This window comes from Paenibacillus sp. 8b26 (assembly GCF_050626875.1).
Classification (GTDB): domain Bacteria; phylum Bacillota; class Bacilli; order Paenibacillales; family Paenibacillaceae; genus Paenibacillus.
On record NZ_CP192445.1, the window covers coordinates 2696694 to 2721599 of the forward strand.

The following is a 24906-nucleotide window of genomic DNA, read 5'->3' on the forward strand; positions in this document are numbered from 1 at the left end:
TCCCAAACTATTGTAATTATAAAAACGATAGTGAATGATGTCAATATGTTTAAGTATGACCCTGCACTCAAAATACAGTACAATATGGATAAGACATCCATATCGGCAGATGCCCGCCCGATTGGACAAGACACGGTGAGTTCATTTTGTTCTCATTTGAATCAAAAAAGGAGCGTTGCTATGATTGGATCGTTTAAAAAAACGGATATTGCTTTGTTTGCCGCCTGGGTTGTGGCTTGTGTGGCTACATTAGGCAGCCTCTATCTCAGCGAAATTTTGGGGTATGAGCCTTGCAAGCTATGCTGGTTTCAGCGCATTCTGATGTATCCCCTGACTCTGCTGCTCGGAATCGGTTATTTTCGGGGAGATACAGGAATACGGCGTTATGTCATGCCGCTGGCGATCATTGGTGGCGGTATTTCGACCTACCATTTTGTGATTCAGCGCATCCATGCAGCCGCAAAAGCGGCTACGCAGGCTTCAACGTCCTGTGGAAGAGTATCCTGTGAGCAGGATTACCTGAACTGGTTTGATTTTATTACCATTCCTTTTCTCGCACTCATCGCTTTTATCCTTATTATTGCAGCCATGGGTTATATCCTGCATCAGGAGAAAAAATCGGCGCAAGGAGAGGTACAAGCAGAGCATCTTGCATAAGTATGATAGAGACCCTAGATCATTGGGCCAGTCACCACAATCGAGCGTATAATCCGCTTGCCGGAGGAAAGACTGTAACTAAATATATCCATTACTTATGTGATATAATAAAAAAGGTTTGCAGTCTGGCCAATAACGCTTACATTTCTTATAGAGGGGGCCCAGTCCATGTTTCATATCAGCACCCCAATTCTGCAATATGGCGCAACCTTCGGCATGATCTTGATCGCTGTTTCGGCTATTTTCATCCGTATGAAGACAGGTCACCGCCCGGTTAACGCCAAAAAGATTATCATCCCTCCGCTCGGCATGAGCACCGGCTTTATGATGTTTATCGTGCCAGAGGTACGGGTTCCCTGGCTTTGGGCGATGGGCGCTTTTCTGGTCGGCTGGTTTATTTTCTCGTATCCGCTGATTCGCAGCACCAAGTTTGAGATGCAAGAAGGACAAGTTTTTGTACAACGCTCACGCACCTTCTTTTTTATCCTGACTAGTCTGCTGATCATTCGCCTGCTGCTGCATGAGTTTATCCAGCGCTACATTACCATTCCACAGACGGCGGGGCTATTTTTCATCCTCGCCTTCGGGACATTGCTGCACTGGCGACTTCGTATGTATTTTCAATATCGCCAATTTGTTCCGGACGAGAAGGAAGTCCGCATCTGACAAACGGATGCTTACATGTATCATGGCATATTGTTGCATAAACCAAAAAGACACGTTCTCCCCATGGGGTGTCGTGTCTTTTTGGTTTATATTTGCAGCGCAGGACGGAAAATTCATTCAACCCGCTAATCTATACGCTACCTGGTTAAATGTCTGCTTTTTATTGCTGTGTCAAAATAATCGGGCCGTCCGCTGTAATCGCCAGCGTATGCTCGTATTGCGCCGACAAACCGCCGTCCAGTGTACGCGCCGTCCATCCGTCTGCATCCACTTTGCTGCGGTAGGTGCCCGTGTTCAGCATCGGCTCAATCGTAATGACCATGCCTTCTTTCAGGCGCGGTCCGCGATGCGGTGGTCCATAATGCGGCACCTGCGGTTGCTCATGCATATCTTCTCCGATACCGTGACCGATGAATTCGCGTACAACCGAGAAGCCTTCCGCTTCCGCATAGGTTTGGATCGCATGGGAAATATCGCCGATCCGGTTACCGATTACAGCCTGCTCAATCCCTCTGTACAGGGATTCCTTCGTAACGTCCAGCAGCTTTTGTGCCTGCTCGGAAACATTACCCACTGCATACGACCAGGCGGAATCCGCCAGCCAGCCGTTCAGGTTTACGACCATGTCAATCGTCACGATGTCCCCGTCCTTCAACGGTGTCTTGTTCGGGAAACCGTGGCAAATGACATCGTTAGGCGATCCACAAGTCGCAAACTGGTAGCCGTTGTAGCCCTTTTGTTCCGGCGTTGCGCCATGCTTTTTCATAAACGATTCCGCGAAGGCATCAATTTCCAGTGTTGTAATACCCGGCTTGATCATTTTGGCAATTTCCCGGTGGCAAGCAGCCAAAATTTCGCCAGCTTTCTTCATATTTTCAATTTGTTCTTTGGTTTTAATAATAATCATTAAACGGTCTCCTTCTTTTCCGTGTTCGTTCCACTTTCACTGCTGCTTTTTTCTGCTTCTTTTCTGCTTCTATTGTAACGCTAAAAGCATTGAAATGGAACCGATGTCCATTGGCACCGTTTACAGATATTTTAAATTGGGTATATAATACTAATAACTTGTATACAAGTATGCTCGAAAGAGGCAACCTAATTTTCAAGAAGGAGTATGCCTATGAAATATCCGTCAGTCTGGCTACAGGGTGCATCGCTTGGTGAAAGGATTGCTTGTGAGCTTCGACTTCAGATTATCCGTGGCATGCAGACACCCGGCACGGTATTATCTGAAAATCAGATTGCTGCCGATTTTGGCACCAGCCGTTCTCCTGTTCGTGAAGCGTTAAAAGTGCTTTCCAGTGAAGGATTGCTTCGCTTGGAACGCATGGGGGCGATTGTCATAGGCATGACGCCCGCTGATATGGAGGAGCTTTTCGATGTGCGAATGCTGATTGAGCATTTTGTTGTACAAAGATTTGTACATAGAGACAATGCCGGGTTGGTGATCGCTTTAAACCGGATGATTGATAAAATGGAAGTCGCTCTTAAGCACAGAGACGTCGTTGAATTTTCTCTTCAGGACTTCAATTTTCATGAGGCCCTGGTGCTGGAAGCAGGCCATACTCGTATTCTCCACACCTGGAACGGAATGAGGCAGTTGATCCTGACGGTCATGCTGGCTGCCACAGAACAACGCTTTACGTCCAAGATTGAAGAATCCCAAGTCACGATTCACAATCATCGTACCTTTGCAAACGCTTTAAACCAAGGGAGCGCTCAGGAGCTGTCCGAATTTATCGAGGATCATTACCGGGACACCCGCAACGCGGTAAACGACAGCGTTCTGTCCCCCTACTGCAAGAGTCTGTCCTAATTTGTAAAATGTATAAAAGGAGCCGCTGCACCGCGCTTAGGTGTTCTAAGCTGGCGCAGTTCCTTTTTAGACTAAAGTTGTCGACAAGTATACATGTACTACACATTAACGCATAAGGAGGCATTACTTCATGAACACCCTATTCGGCTTGAGCCATAACGCTTCACTACTTACGTGGGCGCTAATTACCATCATCCTTTTGATTTTGCTGATTGCCAAGTTTAAATGGAATCCCTTTGTTTCACTACTACTTTCCTCCGTATTTCTCGGGCTGGTTAACGGGATGCCGGGACATGAAGTTACTGCCTCCATCACCAAGGGCCTCGGGAGCACACTTGGCTCCATCGCCATCGTCATCGGGCTGGGCACCATGCTTGGTAAAATGATGGCGGAATCCGGCGGTGCCGAGCGTATTGCAACTACACTTATGGATCGGTTTGGTGAAAAACGTGTCCATTGGGCCATGATGATCGTAGGCTTTATCGTGGGTATTCCGGTATTTTTCGAAGTTGGCATTATTTTATTAATTCCGATTCTGTTCACGGTCGCCCGTAAAATGAATATGTCTCTGCTGAAAATCGGTATTCCCATGCTGGCGGGGCTATCGACGGTACATGGACTTTTGCCGCCCCATCCGGCTCCGATGATCGCGATTGAAGCCTTTAACGCCAATATCGGACGCACGATAGGGTATGCGCTCATCGTCGGTATTCCTTCCGCTATTATTGCAGGTCCGGTCTTCGGTGCCTGGATTGGCAAAAAAATTATGGTCAGACCCTCCGAGAAGCTGGACGAGCAGTTCACCAATACAACAGGACGGCCGTTGCCGCCTTTTTGGATTACCTTGTTTACTATTTTGCTGCCCGTTATCCTGATGCTCAGCGGATCGGTCGCTGAAATTGTGGACCCGTCCAATACGCATCCACTTACGGTATTTTTCAAATTCATCGGTGATGAGGTTATGGCGTTACTGATTGCGGCTGTATTTTCGTTTTTCTCACTTGGTTACGCACGCGGCTTAAAGAAAGAGGATTTATCCCGTTTTACTAGTGAATGTCTGGCACCCACAGCCTCTATTATTTTAATCATCGGCAGTGGGGGCGCGTTTAAAACCGTATTGATCGACAGCGGCGTAGGTCAGGCCATTGCAGCGGTGGCTACGGGGGCGCATATGAATGTAATCGTGTTTGCTTTTCTGGTCGCTGCGCTCATTCGTGTAGCCACCGGGTCCGCTACGGTCGCGATGACGACAGGCTCCGGTATTGTCGCACCTGTGCTGGCACTTACACCCGGCGTGAATGTCGAGCTGGTTGTACTTGCTACAGGGGCGGGATCGCTGATCCTTTCGCATGTGAATGACGCCGGTTTTTGGATGATCAAAGAATTTTTCAACATGACGGTTCCCCAGACTCTCAAATCATGGACCGCTATGGAAACCATCCTCTCCCTGGTCGCCTTCGGTTTGATTATGCTGCTGAGTGTGTTAATTTAACGATAATGAGCTAATAACGGTAAGTGAAGGGGAGATTGAATATGACAGACACTCGGTATATGATCGGCGTTGATATCGGTACGACCAGTACCAAGGCGGTGCTTTTCGAAGAAAACGGCAATATTGCTGCCCAGCATCATGTAGGCTATCCGCTGCACACACCTGAGCCGGATGCGGCGGAACAGGACCCGGAGGATATTTTCAAAGCCGTCGTGACAACGGTGCAGGAGGTCATGAAACAAAGCGGAGTAGCAGCCGAGCATGTGTTGTTCGTCTCCTTCAGTTCGGCCATGCACAGCGTTCTGGCGGTGGATAAGAACGGCAAGCCGCTGACCGCCTCCATCACGTGGGCAGATAACCGCAGCGCCAAGTGGGCTGAAGCGCTCCAGCATGAATACAACGGACATGACATTTACTTGCGCACCGGGACACCCGTTCATCCCATGTCGCCGCTGACGAAGCTGATGTGGATTACACGGGATTTGCCGGATATTGCGGCACAAACGTACAAATATATTTCTATCAAGGAATACGTATTTGTCCGGTTGTTCCAGCAATATGTCGTGGATCATTCGATTGCCTCCGCTACCGGCCTCATGAATTTGGAGCAACTGGATTGGGACGAGGAAGCACTGCGTATTGCCGGTGTGACGAAGGAGCAGTTGTCTGAGCTGGTGCCTACGACTCATGTCCTGAAGAGACTGGATGCGACCTATGCGCATGACATGGGCTTGCTGGAGACGACTCCTTTTGTCATCGGAGCCAGTGACGGTGTCTTGTCCAACCTTGGTGTGAATGCCATCAAACCGGGAGTTGTCGCTGTCACGATCGGTACCAGCGGAGCCATCCGCACTGTGGTCGATAAGCCGTTGACCGATGCCAAGGGACGCTTTTTCTGCTACGCATTGACCGAAAAGCTGTGGGTGATCGGCGGCCCGGTGAACAATGGCGGCATCGTTTTCCGCTGGATTCGCGATGAATTTGCAGCCTCCGAGGTGGAAACCGCCAAACGATTAGGGCTTGATCCGTACCATGTGCTGACCCAAATCGCAGAACAGGTACACCCCGGCTCGGACGGCCTGCTCTTTCTCCCGTATCTTTCCGGAGAACGTGCACCCCTGTGGGACCCGAATGCCCGCGGCTCCTTCTTCGGCTTGTCCCTGCGTCACAAAAAAGAGCACATGATCCGCGCCGCTCTGGAGGGTGTGTTGTTCAACCTGTACACGGTTATGCTGGCCATGGAAGAGGTCATCGACAGACCTTCGGTCATTCACGCCACTGGCGGATTCGCACGCTCGGAGCTGTGGCGACAGCTTATGGCGGATATTTTCGATCAGGAGGTCATTATCCCGGAAAGTCTGGAAAGCTCCTGTCTTGGCGCAGCTATTTTGGGCTTGTACGCACTGGGACGGATTGATTCGCTGGACGCTGTATCCGATATGATCGGCACCACTCACCAGCATAAGCCCGTGGCGGAGCATGTGGATATTTACCGTGATTTACTGCCAATCTATATCCGCATTTCGCGTAAATTTGAAGAGGAATTCAAGGATATTGCCGAGTTTCAGGCCAAATCCTTAAAACCTTTAAATTAGTGGAACCCGTTCCAGCACCGCTGCGTATTACCGTTTCATAAGAACCTGTCTATGTCAGAAAATGATCTAAAAAATCAGTCGGACAGGATTAAGAAGGAGGATTAGACGATGCTCAAAAAATTATTGCACCGCCTGCTACATTCCACCTCTCATACTCATAAGCGGAAATACAGTAGCTCGGACCGTTATTACGAACGTAAACGCCGCTCTTCATCCGATTTAGGATACAAGAACAGCCATAACGGGCACCAATATTACAAGGACAAACGCCGTCATTACTCCAGTTCGTAAGTAAAGAACTACGACGAATGAAACCAGGCATAGGAAGGAAGCCAGTGGCTCCTTCAAACCCTATAAAGCGAAGGCCCTTCTCATCAAGGGCCTTCGCTTTATTGTTGTGCGCCTGGCGCTATGCAGGGCAACATCTCTGCATTTTACAGGAAACCGTCTATTAACAAAATTACAGAAATAGAGTTTTGGAGATAATTACCAGCAAAATAAACAGAACCAGAATCGCTCCTACAGAGGTCCAAGCTCCGCCGTACCCCATACCGCCCATTCCATACATATGACTCATTTACAACACTCCTTTCGCTCATTTACAGGATCATTGTATGTAGATATGGTCAGATGTGTAAGGGGGGCATTCCCCCATTTTTGCGGCGAATGCCCGTATTTATGGACGATCTTTATGGACTAGCCCTCCTGCTGCACCAACGCCTTCTCCAGCTCCAGCATAAACTGACGACTACGTTCATACCTGGGGCCAATCTGAAAAAGACGTTCCAGCAGATGGCGTACAGGTGGACTCAGCTTCAATTCTTCCTGCCAGCTTCCCGGCGGTTGATCCGGTCGAGGCTCGTAACTGCTGTACAGCATAAAAAGCATCAAATGCCCGACATCGTACAAATCGCTGTAAATAGCGACATCCTGCCGTTCGGCTGCACGCTTTTCCAGCATAGATTCGGTAAATACATCTTCCTGCTGCTCGCCCATCGCCAGTGCAAGGCCAAAGTCGATCAGGTACGGTTTCCCTTCGCGGTGGATCACATTGGGAATACGGATATCCCGATGGATGTAGCCCCGTTCATGCACATGCAGAACCCGCTCCATCAGCTCCAGGGTGTAGACGATACATTCCTGTTCGGTAAAAGAACGCCCCTGTTCAAATATAAGCTCCTCCAGCGTCATGCCGGAGATATATTCCATGACCAGGTACATTCCATTCCGATACTCCACACTTTCGAGCAGCTTCGGGATACAGGGATGTTCCATTTGTCGCATAATATCAGCTTCGCGCTGCAACAGTTGAACACCCTTCGCCCGCTTGCTCGGTCTGGGTAGCTTGACCGCCACCTCCTGCCCGCTGTGCTTGTCCAAACAGAGGTAGGTCAGACCATAGCTGCCCATACCCAGCAGCGACAAAATATGATAACGTCCGCTCAACAGATCGCCGGGCTGTTTCGGGTAATCTATCCAAGATTCATAAGCATTCCGTAACCAAGCAAACATTCTGATATCCCTTTCCTATACACGCTGCGGGAACACTATATATGCGACTTGCCCTTGTCTTCTTGTATGCCGCCCGCTGCCCTATATCCATTCACTCCGGTCTATTCCGCTATTATACCATCCACAATAAGACCATCAGAACCGGGTAGGTCTGATGGTCTTATCATTATCATGCCTATGCCTCTCTACGTCTGCGTGGTGCCAAACCGAGCCAGGACAGCAGCGAACCACGGGACTTTCGCTGTCTGCCCTGATAGGTGCGCAAATTGGTGATTAACTGCCGATCCCGTTCCTCTTCCACCCGTTCTTTCATCCAGCGCTTTTGGTCCTCCAACTGATTGGAAAGGTTGATGTTCTTCTCCACCAACCGGCTATGCTCTATTTCCAGCTCTTCCAAACGAATCCTCATCTCCAGTAGAGCGCTCTGCACCATAATTTGCATCTCCGTCAGTGCTTGGGACTCTATAGGCTCCTGCGTTTGTATCTGTACGAGTGTTTGTTCCAGTTCTTCTTTTCCCCTCTCCCTTGTTTGCTCCAGCCTGTGCTCAATCGTTAACGCCAAGGTATGCGTCTGTTGTTCCTGCGGTTGTAGCTGCATCGGGCCTTCTGACTGTTCCTGTACGCTAACTTCATCCTCTAATCCTGCCGATTCAAGAGTAGCGGCGGCTTGCGCCTGCATCACAGACTCATCTCTGCCCTCTGCCGCAGCCAATATTTCCTCCCAGGTTGCAGCCAGCGACTCACCATCCGATACAGATGGCAAGCGGATGCCTGCATCCTCGATTTGGAAGGGTGCGGTTACCCTCTCAAGCACCACCTGAACCGCCTGCTCCATCGTCAAATGCTCCTCACGCAACGCCCCTCGCATCACCTTTAAGCACTCTACATCCTCTGTACTGAACATTCTCGATTGGTTGGCGGAACGCGGGAACACATAGCCCTGCTCCTCCAGCGCTGCCGCATATTTACGAAGGGTACTGGCCCCGATTCCCAACTGCTTTGCTGCTTCCGTCGTCGATCTGCTTTCTTCCATTGATCATTACCTCCCTGGATGGTATGGAAAGAAATAAGCTTGTATATGTACAATTCGCGGAATCAAATGGAAACCCTTTGGCATAAATGTTCTAATATTGCGGACTGCTAGGAACCTTTGTCATAAGCGAATATTTTATAAAAATGCAAGAAGCGACTTCATATTGCCATATAAGCTTGGCTTAAAAGTTTCCTATTGTGCCACTGCGCAGTCGGATGGTGCTTCCGAAGCGCGCTTTCCTACGGAAAGCTTTTAAAGCGACCGTTTCGCTTGTGCAGCACCATTCCGCCTACTCCGTTTTTATGTTCATTTTTCGAGTTCGGCTTATATAGCTTATTGTTGGATAAACCAGCAGCATTTAAAATCTGACAAAGTATGTGGTAGCTCGCCTATTTCCCATTCGATAGGGTGTCCTTTTTAGAAACGTCACATAAATGTCACGTTTCCATGATCCTATGGCATTATTTCTACCATCAGCGCGCCGTAAAGCACAATCAATGCGGATACCGCCTCAAAAAGAAGCTTCTCACTCCCTGCAATACATACCTGCAAAAATACTGCGTATTTCACGTATCTTCTATATTACAGCCTATACATGTGCCTCTGGTGATCGTTATTTTTATATTTTTCGGAATAAAGGCAAAACGATGGATATTTCCAAAAGATCAGCAATATGTTATGTTATGTAACGTAAAATGGGTTTCAGACATAATTTGTAGCATATTAACGTTCGCTGGGAACGAGGGGGAAACATAAATGAAGGGGAAGGCAAGGAAAGTAGCTATTGTCGGCGCAGGGATGGTCGGTTCGAGCTGTGCCTACTCAATGGTCAATCAGTCCATTTGTGACGAAATTATGATGATTGACCGCACATATGATCGAGCTTTGGCCCATGCACTGGATCTGTCCCATTGTATGGATTTCACGTCTACACGTACCAAGGTACACGCAGGAACGTATGCAGATTGCACGGATATGGATGTTGTCATTATCACGGCCGGGGCTAACCCCAAACCAGGTCAAGATCGTTTGTCTGTACTGGATGATGCGGTGATCATTACGCGCGAAATTGTAACGGCGATTATGGAGAGCGGCTTCGACGGCATTTTCGTCATTGCGGCTAATCCTGTCGACATTGTGACCTATCTCGTACAAAGCATATCCGGTCTACCACGCAACAAGATAATCGGCACTGGCACCTCCATTGACTCGTCCCGGCTTAAAACGCTGCTTTCCGAGGTATTTTCCATAGATCCACGCAGCGTACAGGGGTATGCTCTTGGCGAGCACGGCGATTCGCAATTCGTCGCATGGTCACACGTGACCATTGGCGGCAAGCCGATCCTGCATATTCTGCGCCAGCATAAGGAGCGTTTCAGCCACGTCGATCTGGATGACATCGCCCGCAAAACGAAGGATGCAGGCTGGGAGATTTTCACCCGCAAAGGGGCTACTTATTTCGGTATTGCCAATGCGCTGGCATACATTACCCGTTCCATTTTAAATGATGACGGTAAAATTATAGCGGTTTCTGCCGTATTGGATGGCGAGTACGGGCACACGAATGTCTGCACAGGTGTTCCGGCGATCATCGGCAGCAAAGGAATTCAGGAGGTCATCGAGCTGGAGCTAAGCCCGGAAGAACAAGCCAAGTTCGACGCCTCATGCCGCTTCATCAGCGATAATATCCGTGCCATGTCGGGCTTAGTTTAAAATGTATCATACGCCGGATTGAAATGTATTATCGTATTTTATCAATCCGGCGCGATGTATACTTCAAAAAAACTCCACTTATCAAATACACTTTCTTCATTCTAAAAGCTGTGGAGAAAATAAATCATCCGAAAATTCTAATCAATCTATGAGTGCCCTCTCAAAAAGTATAAAACTGAATACCGCTGAAAAAGGCTTTGTGGCCATCTACTCTGACGCAATGAAGGAAGGTGCTGATCTTGTAAGCTACAACCCGACTGGAGATATTATAGGTGTGCAGAAACTAGAAGATGGTCGTGCCCTCTATTATTCTACCAAATTGTCTGGCAACTACTATATTCCTCTGAGCGACAAAATCGGCATTATTGCCTGGATAAATTAGGAATAATTCACTCTCTTTTTGGTCCCTCAAAGTACGACCAGGACAGAGCAATCGGCACCTCTTTTGTCAAAAGTAGTGAGAATATCTATTTTTCTCAATGAATAAAGCTTATGTACTATACATAGACGGGAATGGAGAGTTCCAAATCATAAGTCTCAGGAGCAAGCATATTATCCAGTGGGGCAAAATAATGGTTCGTTTTTTTGGCACAAATTAGCTACGAAGTTGCCACACTCCTTCAAAGCGAGGTGTAATTATGATTTATTTAGTTTTTCACCAACTGAACCCCCTTGTCCCCACTCTGCTCATCTGCCCTCTAATCGCCATTATAATTGGAATTATGTGCGCAATTCTTCATTCGAGGGTTCTACTGGCTGTAGGTGTAGCTCTTTTACTTCCCCTCCTGTTTATCACAACAAATATTGCTACCTTTAAATCTAACCTGGACGCATGGGCGATGTACGGTATTATTTATGCCCTGATGACCTATGCCGCATTTAGAATAACTTCCCGAGCTAGAAGTTGACTGATCTTTATGTACCCATGCTGAAATGTGACCCAGAAGAATGATAACTTTAAAACAAATGACCCATAAGAGGGTCATTTGTTTTAATAGAGCCCTTGAAAAAACAGATAGAGCTGAATCCTCATATTCCGTCCTATATTTCTTTACGACGGAATACCGTCAGGCCCGCAATCCCAAACACAACAAAGCTACCCAGGACAACCGTAATCAGCGTATCGGCTGGTACGATGAAAGCCCCGAAGCGGTCTCTTCCGGTAGGCATCATCGCCAGCACAGGCTGTACCCACGGATAAAACGGTCCATAGGTCTGTGAGTTGGCGACCAGAATATTGGGCACTGTGAAAACAAAGTTCAAGGCGAGCGGCGCGGCAAAGCTGGACCACAGGAAAGACACCATTAGCTGTAACGCAGCCAGCGGCAGACAGGCTACCCAGCCTGCGAGCAGACTTTGGGCGATGACTGACCAAGGGATCGGCCCATTCATGTCTCGCACAGCTCCAACACCCAGCAGCGCTCCCCCGAACAATAGTTGAGTCAGCCCCACCAAAGCCATAATCATCGTCAGCTTGGCTGCGTAGAGACTGGTGCGGGATAATGGCAACGACAGCAGTTGCTTCCAGCCGCCGCCCCCATGCTCGAATCGGCAGACCATGGATGCAAATACGGCGGTCAGCATCGGCATGAACAGCAGCGCATGCACTGAAAGCATGCTAGATAACAATGCCAGCCAATTCCCTCCGGGGTTCGACAGCAGTCCGATCAGGACGGCAATCGCCGGGCTGACGAGCGCGAGCAACCAGACGGGTGACTTGGCTATTTTCAAACGTTCGACAGATAGCAGTCGTACATATCCTCCGAACATTACGCCACATCCTTTCTGCTAAAATAAGCCGCCGTCAGCAGACTGAGAAGCACACCCGTTCCGCAGCCGATGGACGCAAACATCCACGCTTGAGGCGCAACCCATGCGAATTGCGGCCAAGCCAGCGGAAACCATTCAGATAGCTGGGAAGCAAACAGGCTGCCGATCCCTAGCGTAATGCCCAGTGTTACAGGCAGCGCCTGATTATGAAACGTGACCGTTAGCCACAATAGCAGTACGAGCATGGGCAGTGTTCCTCCCAAGGGCCAAAACCCGATCCGCAGCAATTCTCCTATTGGAGCAGGCTCTCCCCCGAAGCCAAGTATCATGCCCAGTCCCCATGTTCCAACGGTAAGGAGCAGGCAGGATACACACAGCATCCCGATAGCCAGCGTCAGCTTGGCCATATAGACACTGAATCTGGAGATAGGCAAGGCCAATAGCTGCTTCCAGGAGTTGGACGAATGCTCCACATTCGCCAGCATGGAAGCGACCATCGTGGCCCCTAACACCAGCGCAAGGGGAACGAAAATAGCAATGTTATCCATCAGGGCTTCCCACAGATGACCCTTGCTGCGCGGAATCAGATAATCATAACGAAGCCCGAAATTCAGTGCCTGCATCGCCACCAGCCCAAGGGGTCCTAGAAACACCAGAAACCAGATACCCTTTCTGCGCGCTTTGAGCAGATCCGCAGTCAGCGCTCGCAGCATCATAGGGAAGTCCCTCCTTTGCCGACGACCTGCATGAACATATCCTCCAGGGATTTGCGGCGTTCCTCTACACGGTATATAGCATGCGTATTTTCGACCAGCCTTCTGACCAGTAGCGCCACTGCCGCATCATTCATGTTTTCAAAATCCAGAGCAGCCCCGTCCCTCACCGAATGATAACCCTGCTCGCGTGCAATGAGCTGGGCTGTTTCCGGGTCGGACGTGACGATGCGAATGCCCCCTGCGGATTCCTGACGGAGATTGTGAATCGTATTCTGGAAAACCAGTTCTCCTTCGCGGATAATTCCCACCGTATTCGCCATATGCTCCACTTCGCTCAGCAGATGGCTGGATACCAGCACGGTGATTCCTCGTTCCTTGGGCATCGCCTGAATCAATGCGCGCATTTCCTGAATGCCCTCCGGGTCCAAACCATTTGTAGGCTCGTCCAAAATAAGCAATTCCGGATTGCCTAGCAGCGCGGCGGCGATACCAAGCCGTTGCTTCATCCCCAGCGAGTATCCCTTGACCGGGCGTTTGGCATGCTTGGTCAGTCGAACGACTTCCAGCACTTCCGCAATGTTCTCTTTGGGCACATTTAAAATGCGACGAATGGCCTCCAGATTTTCCACTGCGTTCAAATGACCGTAATACGAAGGGTATTCGACCAGCGAGCCGACTTTACGCAAAATATCCAGCTTATGTCTGCGGATATCCTTACCGAATATGCGGATCGTTCCTCTTGTCGGGCGAATGAGTCCAAGTAACATGCGAATGGTTGTCGTTTTCCCGGCTCCATTCGGACCGAGAAAGCCGTAAATATCTCCCCGCCCTATTTTCAGATCCAGCTGATTAACCGCAGGGCGGCCTTTGTATATTTTGCTGAGACTGTTCGTTTCAATAATGTATTCGTTCAAGTTCCTCACCTCGACACTTATCGTAACGTGCCAAGTTTAAAGCCAAGGGAACTCTTAGTTTAAGTTTTGTTTAAGAAACGGATTTGTGTCCCGGCGGATGAACTGACAATATCCCTCTCCAGATTCATTTCACGGGCCAGTAATTCTGTAATCGCCAATCCAATCCCGACTCCTTTTTCACTGGATTGCTGCTCCATTCCCGGTCCTTTATCCGCAATGACTAATGCCTCTTTCCCGTTAAGTTCCTCTACATGGATACCAATATATCGGCCTGAAGCAGCATGGCGAACTACATTTTGAAAGAGATTGTCCAGCAAACGGCGGAAGCCCTGCTCATCGACCTTCCACACGATACTATGCTCAGGCAAGTCGATATCCACCTCCAAATCTTCCTTCTCCCAAACCGGATACCAGCTGGCCGCACATTCCCGCACCAGCCGCAGGATATCACGCGGTTCGTTATTCAATGTATATTTGCCGCTGGAAAGAAGATTATAGGCGAGCAGGTTGTCGATCAGGCTTCCGAGGTCTTTTAACTTGTTTTCCATCAGTGTAATAGACTGCCTTCCCCTGTTACTCAGGTTTTCGTCGTCCAATGAGTACAGATGGCTGCGCACGACGGTAAGCGGTGTCCGGATATCGTGTGACAGATCGGCGACCAGCCTTTTTCGCAATTCTTCCTCTTGGCGCTCACGTCCCCGACTCTCGGCCAGTTGCTCAACCATCTGATTGAACGCTTCCTCCAGCTTGCCGATTTCATCCGGCCGTCCGGTGCTGACAAGAATGGGCAACCCATCCTCTCCCCGTTGCGACATAGCTGCCTGAAGCCGCACCAGTCTGTGCCGAATGCCTCCAAAAAACAGGAGAGATACGAATATAAATGCTGCGAGTATCAGTAAAATAAAAAAGAGATAGTACAGTGCCATGCTATTGTCCGTACGCGACTGATCAAAAAACGAACGAGGAACTTTCAATACCATATAGCCCTGATCGGCGTTCTTCTGGCCACCACCAATAAATGCGACTACAGTAAACGGCCCCTGATAGCTTGCTTGTTTCATGAATGTAATAGCTTGCATCGCGTCCCAATGCTCTGGAAGGTCTGGTTGTGTCGGCAACTCCAGCCTTGTTTTCCCCGCTGCATCCACCCAAAATATCTGTGAATCGGGAAACGTATTTCCCTGTATTTTTTTTAAATGGGTTGAGATTTGCTCCGGGGTGGCTCCTTTTAAGGCTACAGCTTCACGATGCCAGCTATCTTCGGTCCGTGAACTGGAGAGATAATGTGAATTTGCAGGCTTCATATCCGTAACCCAAGCAGACAAGACACTGCTTACAATTAACGTAGCAGGTAACATAATCGGCAATAGCATCATAGCAACCACAATAATGACCAGATAGCGGAACAACAGTGAACTGCGAAACCGACCTCCCTGACCTGGCCTGGAGCTGCGACGCAACCTCGCCCAACTCTTGCGCGTCCTGCTCATTATGCCTTCACCCGATAGCCTACGCCACGGATCGTCTCAATGATGCGGGGAGTGGCAGGATCAACCTCCAGCTTTTCGCGCAGATGTCGAATGTGGACCATTAAGGTTTTGTCCCCGTCGATATACGGATCGCCCCACACGGCTTCATACATTTGCTCCTTCGTCATAATCTGGCCCAAATGCCGCAGCAAATAAGCAAAAATATGATATTGCTTGCCTGTCAGCGCAATTTCTTCCCCGGTATCACGGTTCACAATACGGTTATCGGGAGGGTACACTGACAGATGTCCCAACTGCAAGGATTCCTCGGGCACCGTACCTGATCGACGCAGCAAAACCTCCATACGTGCAATCAGCTCGTCCGGGTGAAAGGGCTTCGTCACATAATCGTCGGCAAAATCCAGCCCTTGCAGCTTATCGTCAATGGAGGTTCGGGCGGACAGCATAAGAATCGGAAGCTCCGGCCGCTCCTTCTTGAGCCTTTTTCCAATCGTAAATCCATCCAGACCGGGCAGCATCACATCCAGAATCACAAGCTGGCATGTATGGGATGCTTCCACAGCTCCATCCCCGCTGCGCAGCCACACCACAGCGTAATTCCGCTCTTCCAAATACCGATGCATCCAAGCGCCGATATCCTGATCGTCCTCGATGTATAACACATTTGTTTTCATTCACGCACACCTACTTATCGTTTTTCTTTTATAGTAATGGGCATTATAGCATTGATGGTACAAATCCCGCATAAAAAGGTTAATAACTACCTTATACGACATATGCTATATGATTTCAAATTCTACTGCTTGCAAAATAGGAGGAATACCATATGCTGCTGGAAGCGATATACCATCATCCGAAGCGCAATTGGGCTTTTGGTTATGATGATGCAACCCTATTTTTACGGCTTCGTGTGAAGAAAAATGACCTGACCGCTGTACACGCTCTAACCGGAGACAAATACGACTGGGATCGCACCCGACAGCTCATTCCGATGTCCAAATTCGCCACCGACGGCAGATTTGATTACTACCAGTGTACCGTAAAGCCCACTCACCGCCGGCTGAAATATGGATTTTTGCTGGAAGACGAAGAAGAACAACTATGGATGAACGAGAATGACTTTACCACCCAAGAACCTCAAAATGCAGACGGCCTGTTCCAATACCCATTTTTGAATCCAATTGATATTCTCAAACCACCTGCATGGGTGAAGGATGCGGTTTTTTATCAGATTTTCCCGGAACGCTTTGCGAACGGTGACCCCTCTATTAGCCCGGAAGGTGCCGAGACATGGGGGGACACGCCGCGAACCGACAATTTTTTTGGCGGCGATCTCCAGGGGATCATAGATCATCTGGACCACCTGAACGAGCTGGGGATTAACGCCCTGTATATGACGCCTGTCTTCAAGGCGACGACCAATCATAAATACGATACCGAGGATTATATGGAGGTGGACCCGCATTTTGGGAACAAGGAGACGTTAAAAAAACTGGTATCCGCCTGCCACAATCGGGGAATCCGGGTACTGTTCGATGCAGTGTTCAACCATTCGGGACGTACCTTTAAGCCGTTCGTGGACGTGCTGGAAAAAGGCGAATCCTCCCCTTACAAGGACTGGTTCCACGTACGTAGCTTCCCGCTGGAAGTCGTTGATGATACACCGACCTACGATACCTTTGGGCTGGAGCCGATGATGCCCAAGCTGAACACCGAGCATCCCGAGGTGAAAAAGTACCTGCTCGATGTTGCAAAATATTGGATCGAAGAGATCGGCATCGACGGGTGGCGGCTGGATGTGGCAGATGAGGTGGATCACGCCTTTTGGCGGGAGTTCCGCACCACGGTCAAACAGGCTAACCCGGATGCGTACATTCTGGGTGAAATGTGGAATGAATCGTCTGAATGGCTACAGGGCGACCAGTTTGATGCGACGATGAATTATCCGTTCACTTACGCGGTGAATGATTTTTTCGTCAAAAAAGAAACCGATGCCCAAAGCTTCGCCTTTGCCATCGGACGGCAGCTGGCCCGCTATCCGCAGCAGGCCTCTGAAGTGGCCTTCAATCTGCTGGATAGCCACGACACGCCGCGCCTCCTGACGCTGTGTGGCGATGACAAGCGGCTGATGCGGCTGGCCGCTCTGTTCCAATTCACGTACATGGGCGCGCCCTGCATCTATTACGGTGATGAAATCGGTCTGGATGGAGATGCCGACCCAGGCTGCCGCAAGTGCATGGAGTGGGACCCTGACAAGCAGGACCGCGAGCTGTTCGACTTTTACCGCGAGCTGATTGCGCTGCGTAAGGAGCACCCGGCGCTGCGTGCTGCGGGAAGCCTCACTTTCCTGGAGGCAGAGCCGGAAGGCGCATCTCTCGCCTATGAGCGCCGCAGCGAGGAAGAGAGGCTGCTCGTGCTGTTTAACCGTTCCGGTAAGAGCCACGTGTTTGAGCTGGACATTCCCGAGCAGGATTGGGAATTGGCTTTTGGCGAAAGCCAGTGGTCCGCAGGAGCGAAGGGCTTCCGCGCTGAGCTTCCAGCCTACGGCTACGCCGTGCTGAAGGCAACGCCTGCGACGCGGGTGGAATAGACGCTCTCCTTTTAATAAGTGGAGTAGTCTCATCCCTTGAGGCTGCCCCTCTCTACATACAAACATTCCCAAAATGGTGATATAATATTTTCAGATAAACGCTAATTTAGCAACCAGATTGTGAAAGGGGTGGTCTATTTGAAACATACAACCACGATATGCACAGAACTGGGGCAATTCATGACACGAGAAGACCTAAGCATAACCCAATTTTGCCAAATAGCGGATATAGAAGCGGTAACAGTCCATGCTATTTTGGGCAAAAAAATGCCATTCTCGGTAGAGCAGCTGGATCGGGTTACATACGGTATGCGACTGAATCCAGGCCATTTTTATGGGCATTACATCGAGGAATATTTGGTCGAAGCTGTACCCGATTGGCGTAATATTAAACCTTTTTTATACCGATGTGAAGAACTGAACAAGCTGGATTGCATTCAGCAAACCAGCTATTTATGGTTGGATAACGCGACTTACGCTCCTCTGTTGTTCGAAGTAGCTGAGGATTTTTTCATACATGACAAACATGCCGCCGCAGCCCTTCTCTACAAAAATATCGTCAAAAGAGAGGGCGGCCAGCGTTCAGAACGACTTGCCTTGTGCCAGTATCGCTTGTTTATTCTTGGGCTGGGGCCCGATAAAGAACAAAACGTGGAGGCTGCTAACCGGGTTTTTACCCTTTTGGATCAGCTCGACGACATAGACCGACTCGACGCATTAAGAGAACTGGCGAATGTATATATGCAAAGGAAATTATGGGATTTAGCCAAGGACTTGGCTAAGGATATGGACGATGAGGCTAATATTCAATACCTTCTTATGCACCAACCCAATAAAGTTAATCAGGAACCACTCAAAAGTCCACAAAGACCAATGTTCTTTTATATGGCCTATTCTAACTATCTTCGTGCGAACATTTGTGAGGCCCAAGGAAACTACAAGCAAGCACTACAATATACTTACGCATATACTGATCTAAGCTGGGTGAAGGAGACCGATGAGGAAACACAATACTGGCTGAACAAATGTAAAGGATGGGCACGGTCCAGTCTATTTTTATATAAAATGTTAACCGGAGATGTAAGCGCAATTTTGGATTATGTTAAAAGCATTGAGGCTTCACAAACGGAGCTGATACCGGGTTTATTTAAGATCGTCAGAGCCGCCAATCAGCAGGATATCAAGTTGGATTATTTTCTTAAAAAGTTCGAAACAGACATTGCAGCCTTTATTGCACGGGAAAAAGCTATTGTTACGTATACGCACAAGATCACGCCAGATTTATATATACTTTTTCTGCATGAGCTGGCTCACTATTATTTAAGCAGAGGGGCATTTGACATTGGTTTTCAATATCTAATCGACGGTTTGGAAAAAGCCTTTGAGGTCGATAATACATCCTGTATCATTAAATATATTGGGCTTTATGAGCATTCTCGATTATTTGCGTCCCGTGAAACTGATGCAGAGTATAAGAGATTAATGGACGTAGCTTATCAGGGAGATGATGACTGAATAGGCTAAACTCAAACAACGCGCGCCGATTGTGTATCGGTGCGCGTTGTTTGCATAGCTTTTTTATCGGATTACTTATTCTGAATATCTGTTCTTACTACCCCGACATCAGAAGCATTGATAGAAATGGGGTTGCCACCTTGTCCAGACTGAGCTGAAGAAGATTGTCTGACGTCTACCGAAATTTTTTTATTTTTAAAGCCGCTTCTTCTCTTTCTTCCCAAAGCAATTACCTCCTTAAATACGTGATTTTCTTTTAATCTCTCAATTGCGATTCCTTTGTTTACTACAGGATATAAACCACTCCTTGAGTCGATCTCAACTGTGAAGAGATATGTTATATGAATATGCTAGAGTATGGGAAGTTGTATCGGCGGATAGCAGATCATAGAGAAAAGAGGCTGTGGGGTGGAGAATACCTGCCTGGCGCTTGACCTTGCAGTATAAACACGAAATCGAATTCCTCATCCCGGTTGCAGGTTAATGTACAGTATAAAGAAACTTATTTACAAATTGTTCGTCTATATCCATGGAATTATTTTCTATAAAATAGAATCCATGAAGGAGCATTGAAATGAAAATAAAGTTAGCATTAGCTTTACTACTGTTATGTACTGCATTCTCAACGACGAGCACAGGCTTCGCATCTAGCAACACGCCAACTCTTGAAGTTTCTCAAACACCTCTCGATTATAATATGGTTATACCTGAAAGTGACGGGAACTTTCATGATGGCTTGCTATTTGCGGAACAATCCAACGGCTCGCTCGTGTACTATAACGCGAAAGGGAAAGAGGCCTTTACCCTCCCCGACTATATTTCACCTGTCAGCGATTTTAACGAGCAACGTGCGCTGGTTAAAAACAATAAAACGAATTTGTACGGCTTCATTAACACGAAAGGACAACTGGCTATCCCTTGCCAATATACAGATGCAGGTCATTTCTCCGAAGGCTTGGCCCACGTAATAACAGCAGATACCAAAAGCGATTTACTCATCGACCGAACAGGAAAGACCGTTACCCGTCTGACGCAAAAATACAGTTCAGATTATCATTTCACATACGGCATAGCTCTGGTATACAATCCAAAAGGCGATAAAATCGGGTTTATCAATAAAAAAGGACAATTAGCTATTCCTTATCACTATGCTACTTCCCGTGGATTTTACGAAGGGCTGGCTCTGGTTAAAAACAGTAAAGGAATGTATGGGTACATGGATACGACGGGTAAAGTTGTTATTCCTCTGCAATATAAATCCGGGGACGATTTCTCCGAAGGGCTGGCTGCCGTGCAAAATACCAAAGGTCAGTGGGGCTTTATCAATAAAAAGGGAAAGAACGTTATTCCTTTTCGGTATACGGATGCGAGTTATTTTAGCGAAGGTTTGGCCGCTGTTTATAATCAAAACGGCAAAGTCGGTTTCATTGATCCCAAAGGAAAATTGGTCATTGGTTATCAGAATTACACCCGAGCCGAGTCTTTCAAGGAAGGCATTGCCCTCGTGGGTGTTGGAACGAATTCTGACGGTAAGTTCGGCTACATTGACCGCCAAGGCAAGCTGCTGACCAAACTTCAATATTTGAATATATCCTCCTCTTTTGCAAATGGCTACGCCGTGGCATCGAAAGAACAGGGTATTGCATTTCTCCTTACCAAGCACTTACCTTCAAAGTAAATCTTATAACCCAAAGGTGCGGAAAGCATAAAGCCGCGCCTTTGGGTTGTTTACTGCCGCTTTCAGCCTAATTAATCGTGCGTATAAAATTTTACCCCTGGCAGGTCTGCCGCCTTCCACGACCAATTGATCGTTTTACTGTTAAAATTAGAAGTGCCTGCCTGTGCAACCTGTACTTCTTTCAATACTGTAATGGATGAGCCTTTAGGTCTGACCACCACCACGTGACCATGACCTGTCTCTTTTTTGATACCGATTGTTGGATAACCGAGGTTGGCCCTTTTTTGAGCGTCGCTGAATGTGACAGCATACCAACCGGGAGCTTTTTTATTACTCAATGCATCTGCCATTTCATTAGCTAAACCACCAGGCAGGGCAGCCGACATCTTCTTCATTACATCTTGTGCAAATTCGTTACAATGAGTAACACCCCCATTAGGTAAATAATTGGATTCAGCATTTAAAGAGTCAATTGCTGCTGCATAGGTTTTGGCGGTTCTTTCCATATTTGTTTCCCCCTAAAATGGTATTGAAGAGATACGATGGAGTCGCTGTACATTGGAATGGCTCCACATTCATTGGATGTCAGCATCATTTCCCCCCCATTAATATAGGTAACTCCAGACCTTCCCTAACAACCGCAAGTCAAAATATAATAACGATCTCCTTTTAAGGAATCAAACTGCCATCATTGCTGCCGCTTCTAGGATCGAGCCTTACTTAGTCGTCCGCGACAAAAAACCCGCCAATATTGGCGGGCTCAGAACTAAAATTCATTATAAAAATCAACCTCTGCGTACTTTACGGGACAATAGATTACCCAAGGACTGAACACCTTGCACAAATACGACAAGAATCACGACGGCAATTAACGTAACAATCGTATCGAATCGCTGATAACCATACGATATCGCCAGATCGCCAATCCCGCCGCCACCGACCGCGCCTGCCATGGCAGTGGCTCCAATCAAGCCGATTGCGGCTGTCGTTAACGACAGAATAAGGGAGCTGAATGCTTCGGGGAGCAAGAAGTAACGAATGACCTGAAAAGGGGTCGCTCCCATCGCGTCGGCTGCCTCCAATATGCCTGGATTAACCTCCAACAGCGAATTCTCGACCAGTCTGCCGATATATGGCGCAATATAGAAAATCAATGGTACAATCGCCGCGCTGGTTCCAATGGATGTATTCACAATCAGACGCGTCAACGGAATGATCGCTACCAGCAATATGATAAACGGTAAGGAACGAACAATGTTGATAATCGGATTAAAAATACCGTAAAACCATTTGTTCTCCAAAATCCCACCCGGACGGGTAATGACCAGCAAAATACCGATAGGTATACCGATTAATGCGCCAATGAACAGCGAGATACTGACCATGAGCAAGGATTGATATAAAGCTTCCCACAGTTGATCCCAGGTTATAGAGGTTCCTGTAATCATCATATGGCCTTCACCTCCTGAATGTTGACCCCTCTACTCTTGATAAAATCAACAGCCTGCTGGACAGCATGCTCCTCCCCGCGCACCTGGATTGTCATATAGCCAATGGTCGTCTCTTGTATTTCCGTCATATTGGCAAACAAAATATTGACATAGACCTCATGGTGCCGTATCAATTCATGAACCACCGGCTCGGAAGCAGCCTGTCCGATAAATTCCAGCTTGTAAATCCGCTGTGCTTCTTGCTGTTCGAACGTTTGCAGTACACTATCCGGCACCGTATCGTGAATAACCGTACGCACAAAGCTTTGCGTCGTCGGGTGCTGTGGCTGTCCGAATACCTCCAGCACATTGCCTTGCTCGATGATTTCACCCTTTTCCATCACAGCCACCTTGTTGCAAATCCGCTGAATGACTGACATCTCATGCGTGATGATCAGAATGGTGATCTTGTATTCCTTGTTGATTTTACGAAGCAAATCCAGAATCGACTGCGTGGTCTGCGGATCAAGCGCCGAAGTGGCCTCATCACAGAGCAGAATGGAAGGGTTGCTCGCCAGCGCCCTCGCAATGCCGACACGCTGCTTCTGTCCGCCGGACAGCTCACTCGGATAGCTGTTCGCCTTATCGGACAAGCCTGTGAACTCCAGCAACTCTTTTACCCGTTGCTCAATCTCCCGTTTGTTGCGCTTGAGCAGCACCAGCGGAATCGCAATATTGTCGAACACCGTTTTCGACTCCAACAGATTGAAATGCTGAAAAATCATTCCGATCTTCTTCCTTACCTTCCGAAGCCCCGATGTCGAATAAGTATTCAACCGCTCTCCTTCGACAATAACCTCCCCGCTGGTGACCTTCTCAAGACGGTTAACCAACCGGATCAGCGTACTTTTACCTGCGCCGCTGAATCCAATAAAGCCAAAGATATCACCTTTATCCACTTTGATATTTATATTTTTTAGCGCTTCTATGCTTAAGCCTTTTCTCACATAGGTTTTGGATACATTTTTGAGTTCAATCATTACTGGCAGCCCCTTCCGTTCCGACCTCTATTAATTGTCTTCCAGACCTGTCAATGCGATTCTGCCAACGCTAGCAACAAACGTACAGGTCAATTTTTGCTTATATCCAAATCCGAGTAATGAAGTATGTTTTAAAAAGTATACTACTTGGAATTAATATTCATGTCAATATGAGTTTTTTAATACACATTATCATTTACGTTCCTCTTCTATGAATAATATCATACATATCTCATCAAAAAACTAGGTTTTAAGATTAGAGGGAATTACATCCCTTCTCCCCATTAATTTATATTGCATAAAAAAGAACCGTTTTGCAGAATCTATGGAATATGCATACACACCTTACCCGAACGGGACGGAGAAACGGAGGAACATAGATGAAGCGAATATTTGCCTTATGGTTATGCACTGCGATGGTTGGCATGTTGGTAGTTACGAGTCAACCCGCACTAGCTACGCAGGCTGTTGACGGACAGCCTTATCATTTTGGATTTAAAAAAAGCAAGGGAGGGGAGCTGCCTTCCATCGCGCAAGAGGGCTTTATGCACCTGATCGAAAGACAGGGAGGCATCTTTTTGGGGGATACAACCAAAAAAGAACTGTATCTCACCTTTGACAACGGCTATGAGAATGGATTTACCCCCAGAGTGCTGGATGTATTGAAGGCTAAAAAAGTCCCGGCTGCCTTCTTTGTGACCGGGCATTTTGTAAAAGACCAGCCTGCTTTGATGCGCCGTATGGCCAGCGAAGGCCATATCATCGGGAACCATTCATGGAGCCATCCTGATATGAGTACAATTTCTTCGGCACAGATTCGGTCTGAGCTGGATAAGGTACGAAGCGCATCGGCCGAACTGACCGGACAAAAAGAAATGAAATACGTCCGACCGCCACGCGGCATTTTTAGCGAAAAAGCCTTGGCTTCATGCCGGGAAGCGGGATATACAAGCGTATTCTGGTCTGTGGCTTACAAGGACTGGGATACGAATATCCAGCAAGGAACAGACTATGCCTATCGTCAGGTCATGAATCAGCTCCACCCTGGAGCGGTCATTCTGCTCCATTCCGTGTCCAAGGACAATGCCGAAGCGCTTGGTTCTATCATTGACGAAGCCCGCAAGCAAGGGTATGAGTTCAAAAGCCTGGACGACCTTAAGGTCAAGCATTACCACTGAAACAGTCACTGAATTGGACGAATCGCTAAATATGATTAGCCCGATCCACACCTGCATACAGCAGACAGTGTGAATCGGGCTTTTTTTGCTTTATGATCAAG

At 48.0% G+C, this 24906-nt stretch carries 24 protein-coding genes; 11 read left to right on the forward strand and 13 right to left on the reverse strand.

Translation table 11 applies throughout. The features are described from left to right. Positions 1-180 precede the first annotated feature (180 nt). Positions 181-657 (forward strand): disulfide oxidoreductase, encoded by a 477-nt coding sequence (locus ACQ4MX_RS12395; RefSeq protein ID WP_431090899.1) that lies wholly within the window; start codon positions 181-183, stop codon positions 655-657. Between the two features lie 168 nt (positions 658-825). Next, a complete protein-coding gene (locus ACQ4MX_RS12400) occupies positions 826-1323 on the forward strand; it encodes a CcdC family protein (protein ID WP_431090900.1) in 498 nt (165 codons plus the stop codon). A 160-nt stretch (positions 1324-1483) separates the two neighbouring features. On the opposite strand, the gene map is transcribed toward ACQ4MX_RS12400, so the two are convergent. Beyond that, positions 1484-2230, reverse strand: a complete 747-nt coding sequence (map, locus tag ACQ4MX_RS12405; protein WP_044646282.1) for a type I methionyl aminopeptidase — start codon at positions 2228-2230, stop codon at positions 1484-1486. A 213-nt stretch (positions 2231-2443) separates the two neighbouring features. On the opposite strand from map, the gene ACQ4MX_RS12410 reads away from it, so the two are divergent. The 4 genes from ACQ4MX_RS12410 to ACQ4MX_RS12425 all read left to right on the forward strand — a co-directional run bounded on the left by ACQ4MX_RS12410 (position 2444) and on the right by ACQ4MX_RS12425 (position 6517). Next, entirely contained in the window at positions 2444-3139 is a 696-nt protein-coding gene (locus ACQ4MX_RS12410; protein WP_431090901.1) for a GntR family transcriptional regulator, read from the forward strand. A 130-nt stretch (positions 3140-3269) separates the two neighbouring features. After that, entirely contained in the window at positions 3270-4631 is a 1362-nt protein-coding gene (locus ACQ4MX_RS12415; protein ID WP_431090902.1) for a GntP family permease, read from the forward strand. Positions 4632-4672: 41 nt separating this feature from the next. Next, a complete protein-coding gene (gntK, locus tag ACQ4MX_RS12420; RefSeq protein WP_431090903.1) occupies positions 4673-6226 on the forward strand; it encodes a gluconokinase in 1554 nt (517 codons plus the stop codon). A 108-nt stretch (positions 6227-6334) separates the two neighbouring features. Continuing rightward, entirely contained in the window at positions 6335-6517 is a 183-nt protein-coding gene (locus ACQ4MX_RS12425) for a hypothetical protein (protein ID WP_431090904.1), read from the forward strand. 169 nt (positions 6518-6686) lie between these two features. On the opposite strand, the gene ACQ4MX_RS12430 is transcribed toward ACQ4MX_RS12425, so the two are convergent. The 3 genes from ACQ4MX_RS12430 to ACQ4MX_RS12440 all read right to left on the reverse strand — a co-directional run bounded on the left by ACQ4MX_RS12430 (position 6687) and on the right by ACQ4MX_RS12440 (position 8771). Next, on the reverse strand, positions 6687-6785 hold the full coding sequence (locus ACQ4MX_RS12430; protein WP_412177974.1) for a YjcZ family sporulation protein: 99 nt from the start codon (positions 6783-6785) through the stop codon (positions 6687-6689). 137 nt (positions 6786-6922) lie between these two features. Then, complete coding sequence (locus tag ACQ4MX_RS12435; protein ID WP_431090905.1) at positions 6923-7738, reverse strand: serine/threonine protein kinase; 816 nt, start codon at positions 7736-7738, stop codon at positions 6923-6925. Positions 7739-7913: 175 nt separating this feature from the next. Continuing rightward, the gene (locus ACQ4MX_RS12440) at positions 7914-8771 is read right to left on the reverse strand and encodes a MerR family transcriptional regulator (protein WP_431090907.1); all 858 of its coding nucleotides are present in this window, start codon (positions 8769-8771) and stop codon (positions 7914-7916) included. Between the two features lie 756 nt (positions 8772-9527). Here ACQ4MX_RS12440 and ACQ4MX_RS12445 point away from each other — a divergent pair. Continuing rightward, positions 9528-10484: an L-lactate dehydrogenase gene (locus tag ACQ4MX_RS12445; protein ID WP_431090908.1), complete on the forward strand. Its 957-nt coding sequence runs from the start codon at positions 9528-9530 to the stop codon at positions 10482-10484. Positions 10485-11525: 1041 nt separating this feature from the next. Here ACQ4MX_RS12445 and ACQ4MX_RS12450 read toward each other — a convergent pair. Genes ACQ4MX_RS12450 through ACQ4MX_RS12470 form a run of 5 tightly spaced genes read right to left on the reverse strand, consistent with a single transcriptional unit; the run spans position 11526 to position 16048 of the window. Further along, positions 11526-12254 (reverse strand): ABC transporter permease, encoded by a 729-nt coding sequence (locus ACQ4MX_RS12450; RefSeq protein ID WP_431090909.1) that lies wholly within the window; start codon positions 12252-12254, stop codon positions 11526-11528. Next, positions 12254-12970: an ABC transporter permease gene (locus ACQ4MX_RS12455; RefSeq protein ID WP_431090910.1), complete on the reverse strand. Its 717-nt coding sequence runs from the start codon at positions 12968-12970 to the stop codon at positions 12254-12256. Before ACQ4MX_RS12455 ends, ACQ4MX_RS12450 begins: the two co-directional genes overlap by 1 nt. Next, positions 12967-13884: an ABC transporter ATP-binding protein gene (locus ACQ4MX_RS12460; protein ID WP_431090912.1), complete on the reverse strand. Its 918-nt coding sequence runs from the start codon at positions 13882-13884 to the stop codon at positions 12967-12969. Before ACQ4MX_RS12460 ends, ACQ4MX_RS12455 begins: the two co-directional genes overlap by 4 nt. A 59-nt stretch (positions 13885-13943) precedes the next feature. Continuing rightward, entirely contained in the window at positions 13944-15374 is a 1431-nt protein-coding gene (locus ACQ4MX_RS12465; RefSeq protein ID WP_431090913.1) for a sensor histidine kinase, read from the reverse strand. Further along, positions 15374-16048, reverse strand: coding sequence for a response regulator transcription factor (locus tag ACQ4MX_RS12470; RefSeq protein ID WP_431090914.1), 675 nt, complete (start codon positions 16046-16048; stop codon positions 15374-15376). Before ACQ4MX_RS12470 ends, ACQ4MX_RS12465 begins: the two co-directional genes overlap by 1 nt. 152 nt (positions 16049-16200) lie before the next feature. On the opposite strand from ACQ4MX_RS12470, the gene ACQ4MX_RS12475 reads away from it, so the two are divergent. After that, positions 16201-17964 (forward strand): alpha-glycosidase, encoded by a 1764-nt coding sequence (locus ACQ4MX_RS12475; RefSeq protein WP_431090915.1) that lies wholly within the window; start codon positions 16201-16203, stop codon positions 17962-17964. 138 nt (positions 17965-18102) lie between these two features. After that, positions 18103-19479: a transcriptional regulator gene (locus ACQ4MX_RS12480; protein WP_431090916.1), complete on the forward strand. Its 1377-nt coding sequence runs from the start codon at positions 18103-18105 to the stop codon at positions 19477-19479. Positions 19480-19550: 71 nt separating this feature from the next. Here ACQ4MX_RS12480 and ACQ4MX_RS12485 read toward each other — a convergent pair whose 3' ends face one another. Beyond that, positions 19551-19703, reverse strand: coding sequence for a hypothetical protein (locus ACQ4MX_RS12485; RefSeq protein ID WP_014279467.1), 153 nt, complete (start codon positions 19701-19703; stop codon positions 19551-19553). Between the two features lie 350 nt (positions 19704-20053). On the opposite strand from ACQ4MX_RS12485, the gene ACQ4MX_RS12490 reads away from it, so the two are divergent. Next, positions 20054-21157 (forward strand): WG repeat-containing protein, encoded by a 1104-nt coding sequence (locus ACQ4MX_RS12490; protein ID WP_431090918.1) that lies wholly within the window; start codon positions 20054-20056, stop codon positions 21155-21157. Between the two features lie 71 nt (positions 21158-21228). On the opposite strand, the gene ACQ4MX_RS12495 is transcribed toward ACQ4MX_RS12490, so the two are convergent. The 3 genes from ACQ4MX_RS12495 to ACQ4MX_RS12505 form a co-directional block, all read right to left on the reverse strand. Further along, complete coding sequence (locus ACQ4MX_RS12495; RefSeq protein ID WP_431090919.1) at positions 21229-21663, reverse strand: hypothetical protein; 435 nt, start codon at positions 21661-21663, stop codon at positions 21229-21231. Between the two features lie 279 nt (positions 21664-21942). After that, complete coding sequence (locus tag ACQ4MX_RS12500; protein ID WP_431090920.1) at positions 21943-22608, reverse strand: methionine ABC transporter permease; 666 nt, start codon at positions 22606-22608, stop codon at positions 21943-21945. Further along, entirely contained in the window at positions 22605-23627 is a 1023-nt protein-coding gene (locus ACQ4MX_RS12505) for a methionine ABC transporter ATP-binding protein (RefSeq protein ID WP_431090921.1), read from the reverse strand. The genes ACQ4MX_RS12500 and ACQ4MX_RS12505 overlap by 4 nt, the downstream gene beginning before the upstream one ends. A 380-nt stretch (positions 23628-24007) precedes the next feature. Here ACQ4MX_RS12505 and pdaA point away from each other — a divergent pair, with 380 nt between their 5' ends. Next, entirely contained in the window at positions 24008-24805 is a 798-nt protein-coding gene (gene pdaA, locus ACQ4MX_RS12510; RefSeq protein WP_431090922.1) for a delta-lactam-biosynthetic de-N-acetylase, read from the forward strand. The last annotated feature ends 101 nt before the right edge of the window (positions 24806-24906 follow it).

Coding starts and splice junctions, on each gene's coding strand:
- ACQ4MX_RS12445 (WP_431090908.1), top strand. CDS start 9,528: ATGAAGGGGAAGGCAAGGAAAGTAGCTATTGTCGGCGCAGGGATGGTC.
- ACQ4MX_RS12495 (WP_431090919.1), bottom strand. CDS start 21,663: ATGGAAAGAACCGCCAAAACCTATGCAGCAGCAATTGACTCTTTAAAT.
- map (WP_044646282.1), bottom strand. CDS start 2,230: ATGATTATTATTAAAACCAAAGAACAAATTGAAAATATGAAGAAAGCT.
- ACQ4MX_RS12425 (WP_431090904.1), top strand. CDS start 6,335: ATGCTCAAAAAATTATTGCACCGCCTGCTACATTCCACCTCTCATACT.
- ACQ4MX_RS12440 (WP_431090907.1), bottom strand. CDS start 8,771: ATGGAAGAAAGCAGATCGACGACGGAAGCAGCAAAGCAGTTGGGAATC.
- ACQ4MX_RS12415 (WP_431090902.1), top strand. CDS start 3,270: ATGAACACCCTATTCGGCTTGAGCCATAACGCTTCACTACTTACGTGG.
- gntK (WP_431090903.1), top strand. CDS start 4,673: ATGACAGACACTCGGTATATGATCGGCGTTGATATCGGTACGACCAGT.
- ACQ4MX_RS12505 (WP_431090921.1), bottom strand. CDS start 23,627: ATGATTGAACTCAAAAATGTATCCAAAACCTATGTGAGAAAAGGCTTA.
- ACQ4MX_RS12490 (WP_431090918.1), top strand. CDS start 20,054: ATGAAAATAAAGTTAGCATTAGCTTTACTACTGTTATGTACTGCATTC.
- ACQ4MX_RS12500 (WP_431090920.1), bottom strand. CDS start 22,608: ATGATGATTACAGGAACCTCTATAACCTGGGATCAACTGTGGGAAGCT.
- ACQ4MX_RS12455 (WP_431090910.1), bottom strand. CDS start 12,970: ATGATGCTGCGAGCGCTGACTGCGGATCTGCTCAAAGCGCGCAGAAAG.
- ACQ4MX_RS12400 (WP_431090900.1), top strand. CDS start 826: ATGTTTCATATCAGCACCCCAATTCTGCAATATGGCGCAACCTTCGGC.
- ACQ4MX_RS12450 (WP_431090909.1), bottom strand. CDS start 12,254: ATGTTCGGAGGATATGTACGACTGCTATCTGTCGAACGTTTGAAAATA.
- ACQ4MX_RS12410 (WP_431090901.1), top strand. CDS start 2,444: ATGAAATATCCGTCAGTCTGGCTACAGGGTGCATCGCTTGGTGAAAGG.
- ACQ4MX_RS12395 (WP_431090899.1), top strand. CDS start 181: ATGATTGGATCGTTTAAAAAAACGGATATTGCTTTGTTTGCCGCCTGG.
- ACQ4MX_RS12465 (WP_431090913.1), bottom strand. CDS start 15,374: ATGAGCAGGACGCGCAAGAGTTGGGCGAGGTTGCGTCGCAGCTCCAGG.
- ACQ4MX_RS12435 (WP_431090905.1), bottom strand. CDS start 7,738: ATGTTTGCTTGGTTACGGAATGCTTATGAATCTTGGATAGATTACCCG.
- ACQ4MX_RS12430 (WP_412177974.1), bottom strand. CDS start 6,785: ATGGGCGGTATGGGGTACGGCGGAGCTTGGACCTCTGTAGGAGCGATT.
- ACQ4MX_RS12475 (WP_431090915.1), top strand. CDS start 16,201: ATGCTGCTGGAAGCGATATACCATCATCCGAAGCGCAATTGGGCTTTT.
- pdaA (WP_431090922.1), top strand. CDS start 24,008: ATGAAGCGAATATTTGCCTTATGGTTATGCACTGCGATGGTTGGCATG.
- ACQ4MX_RS12470 (WP_431090914.1), bottom strand. CDS start 16,048: ATGAAAACAAATGTGTTATACATCGAGGACGATCAGGATATCGGCGCT.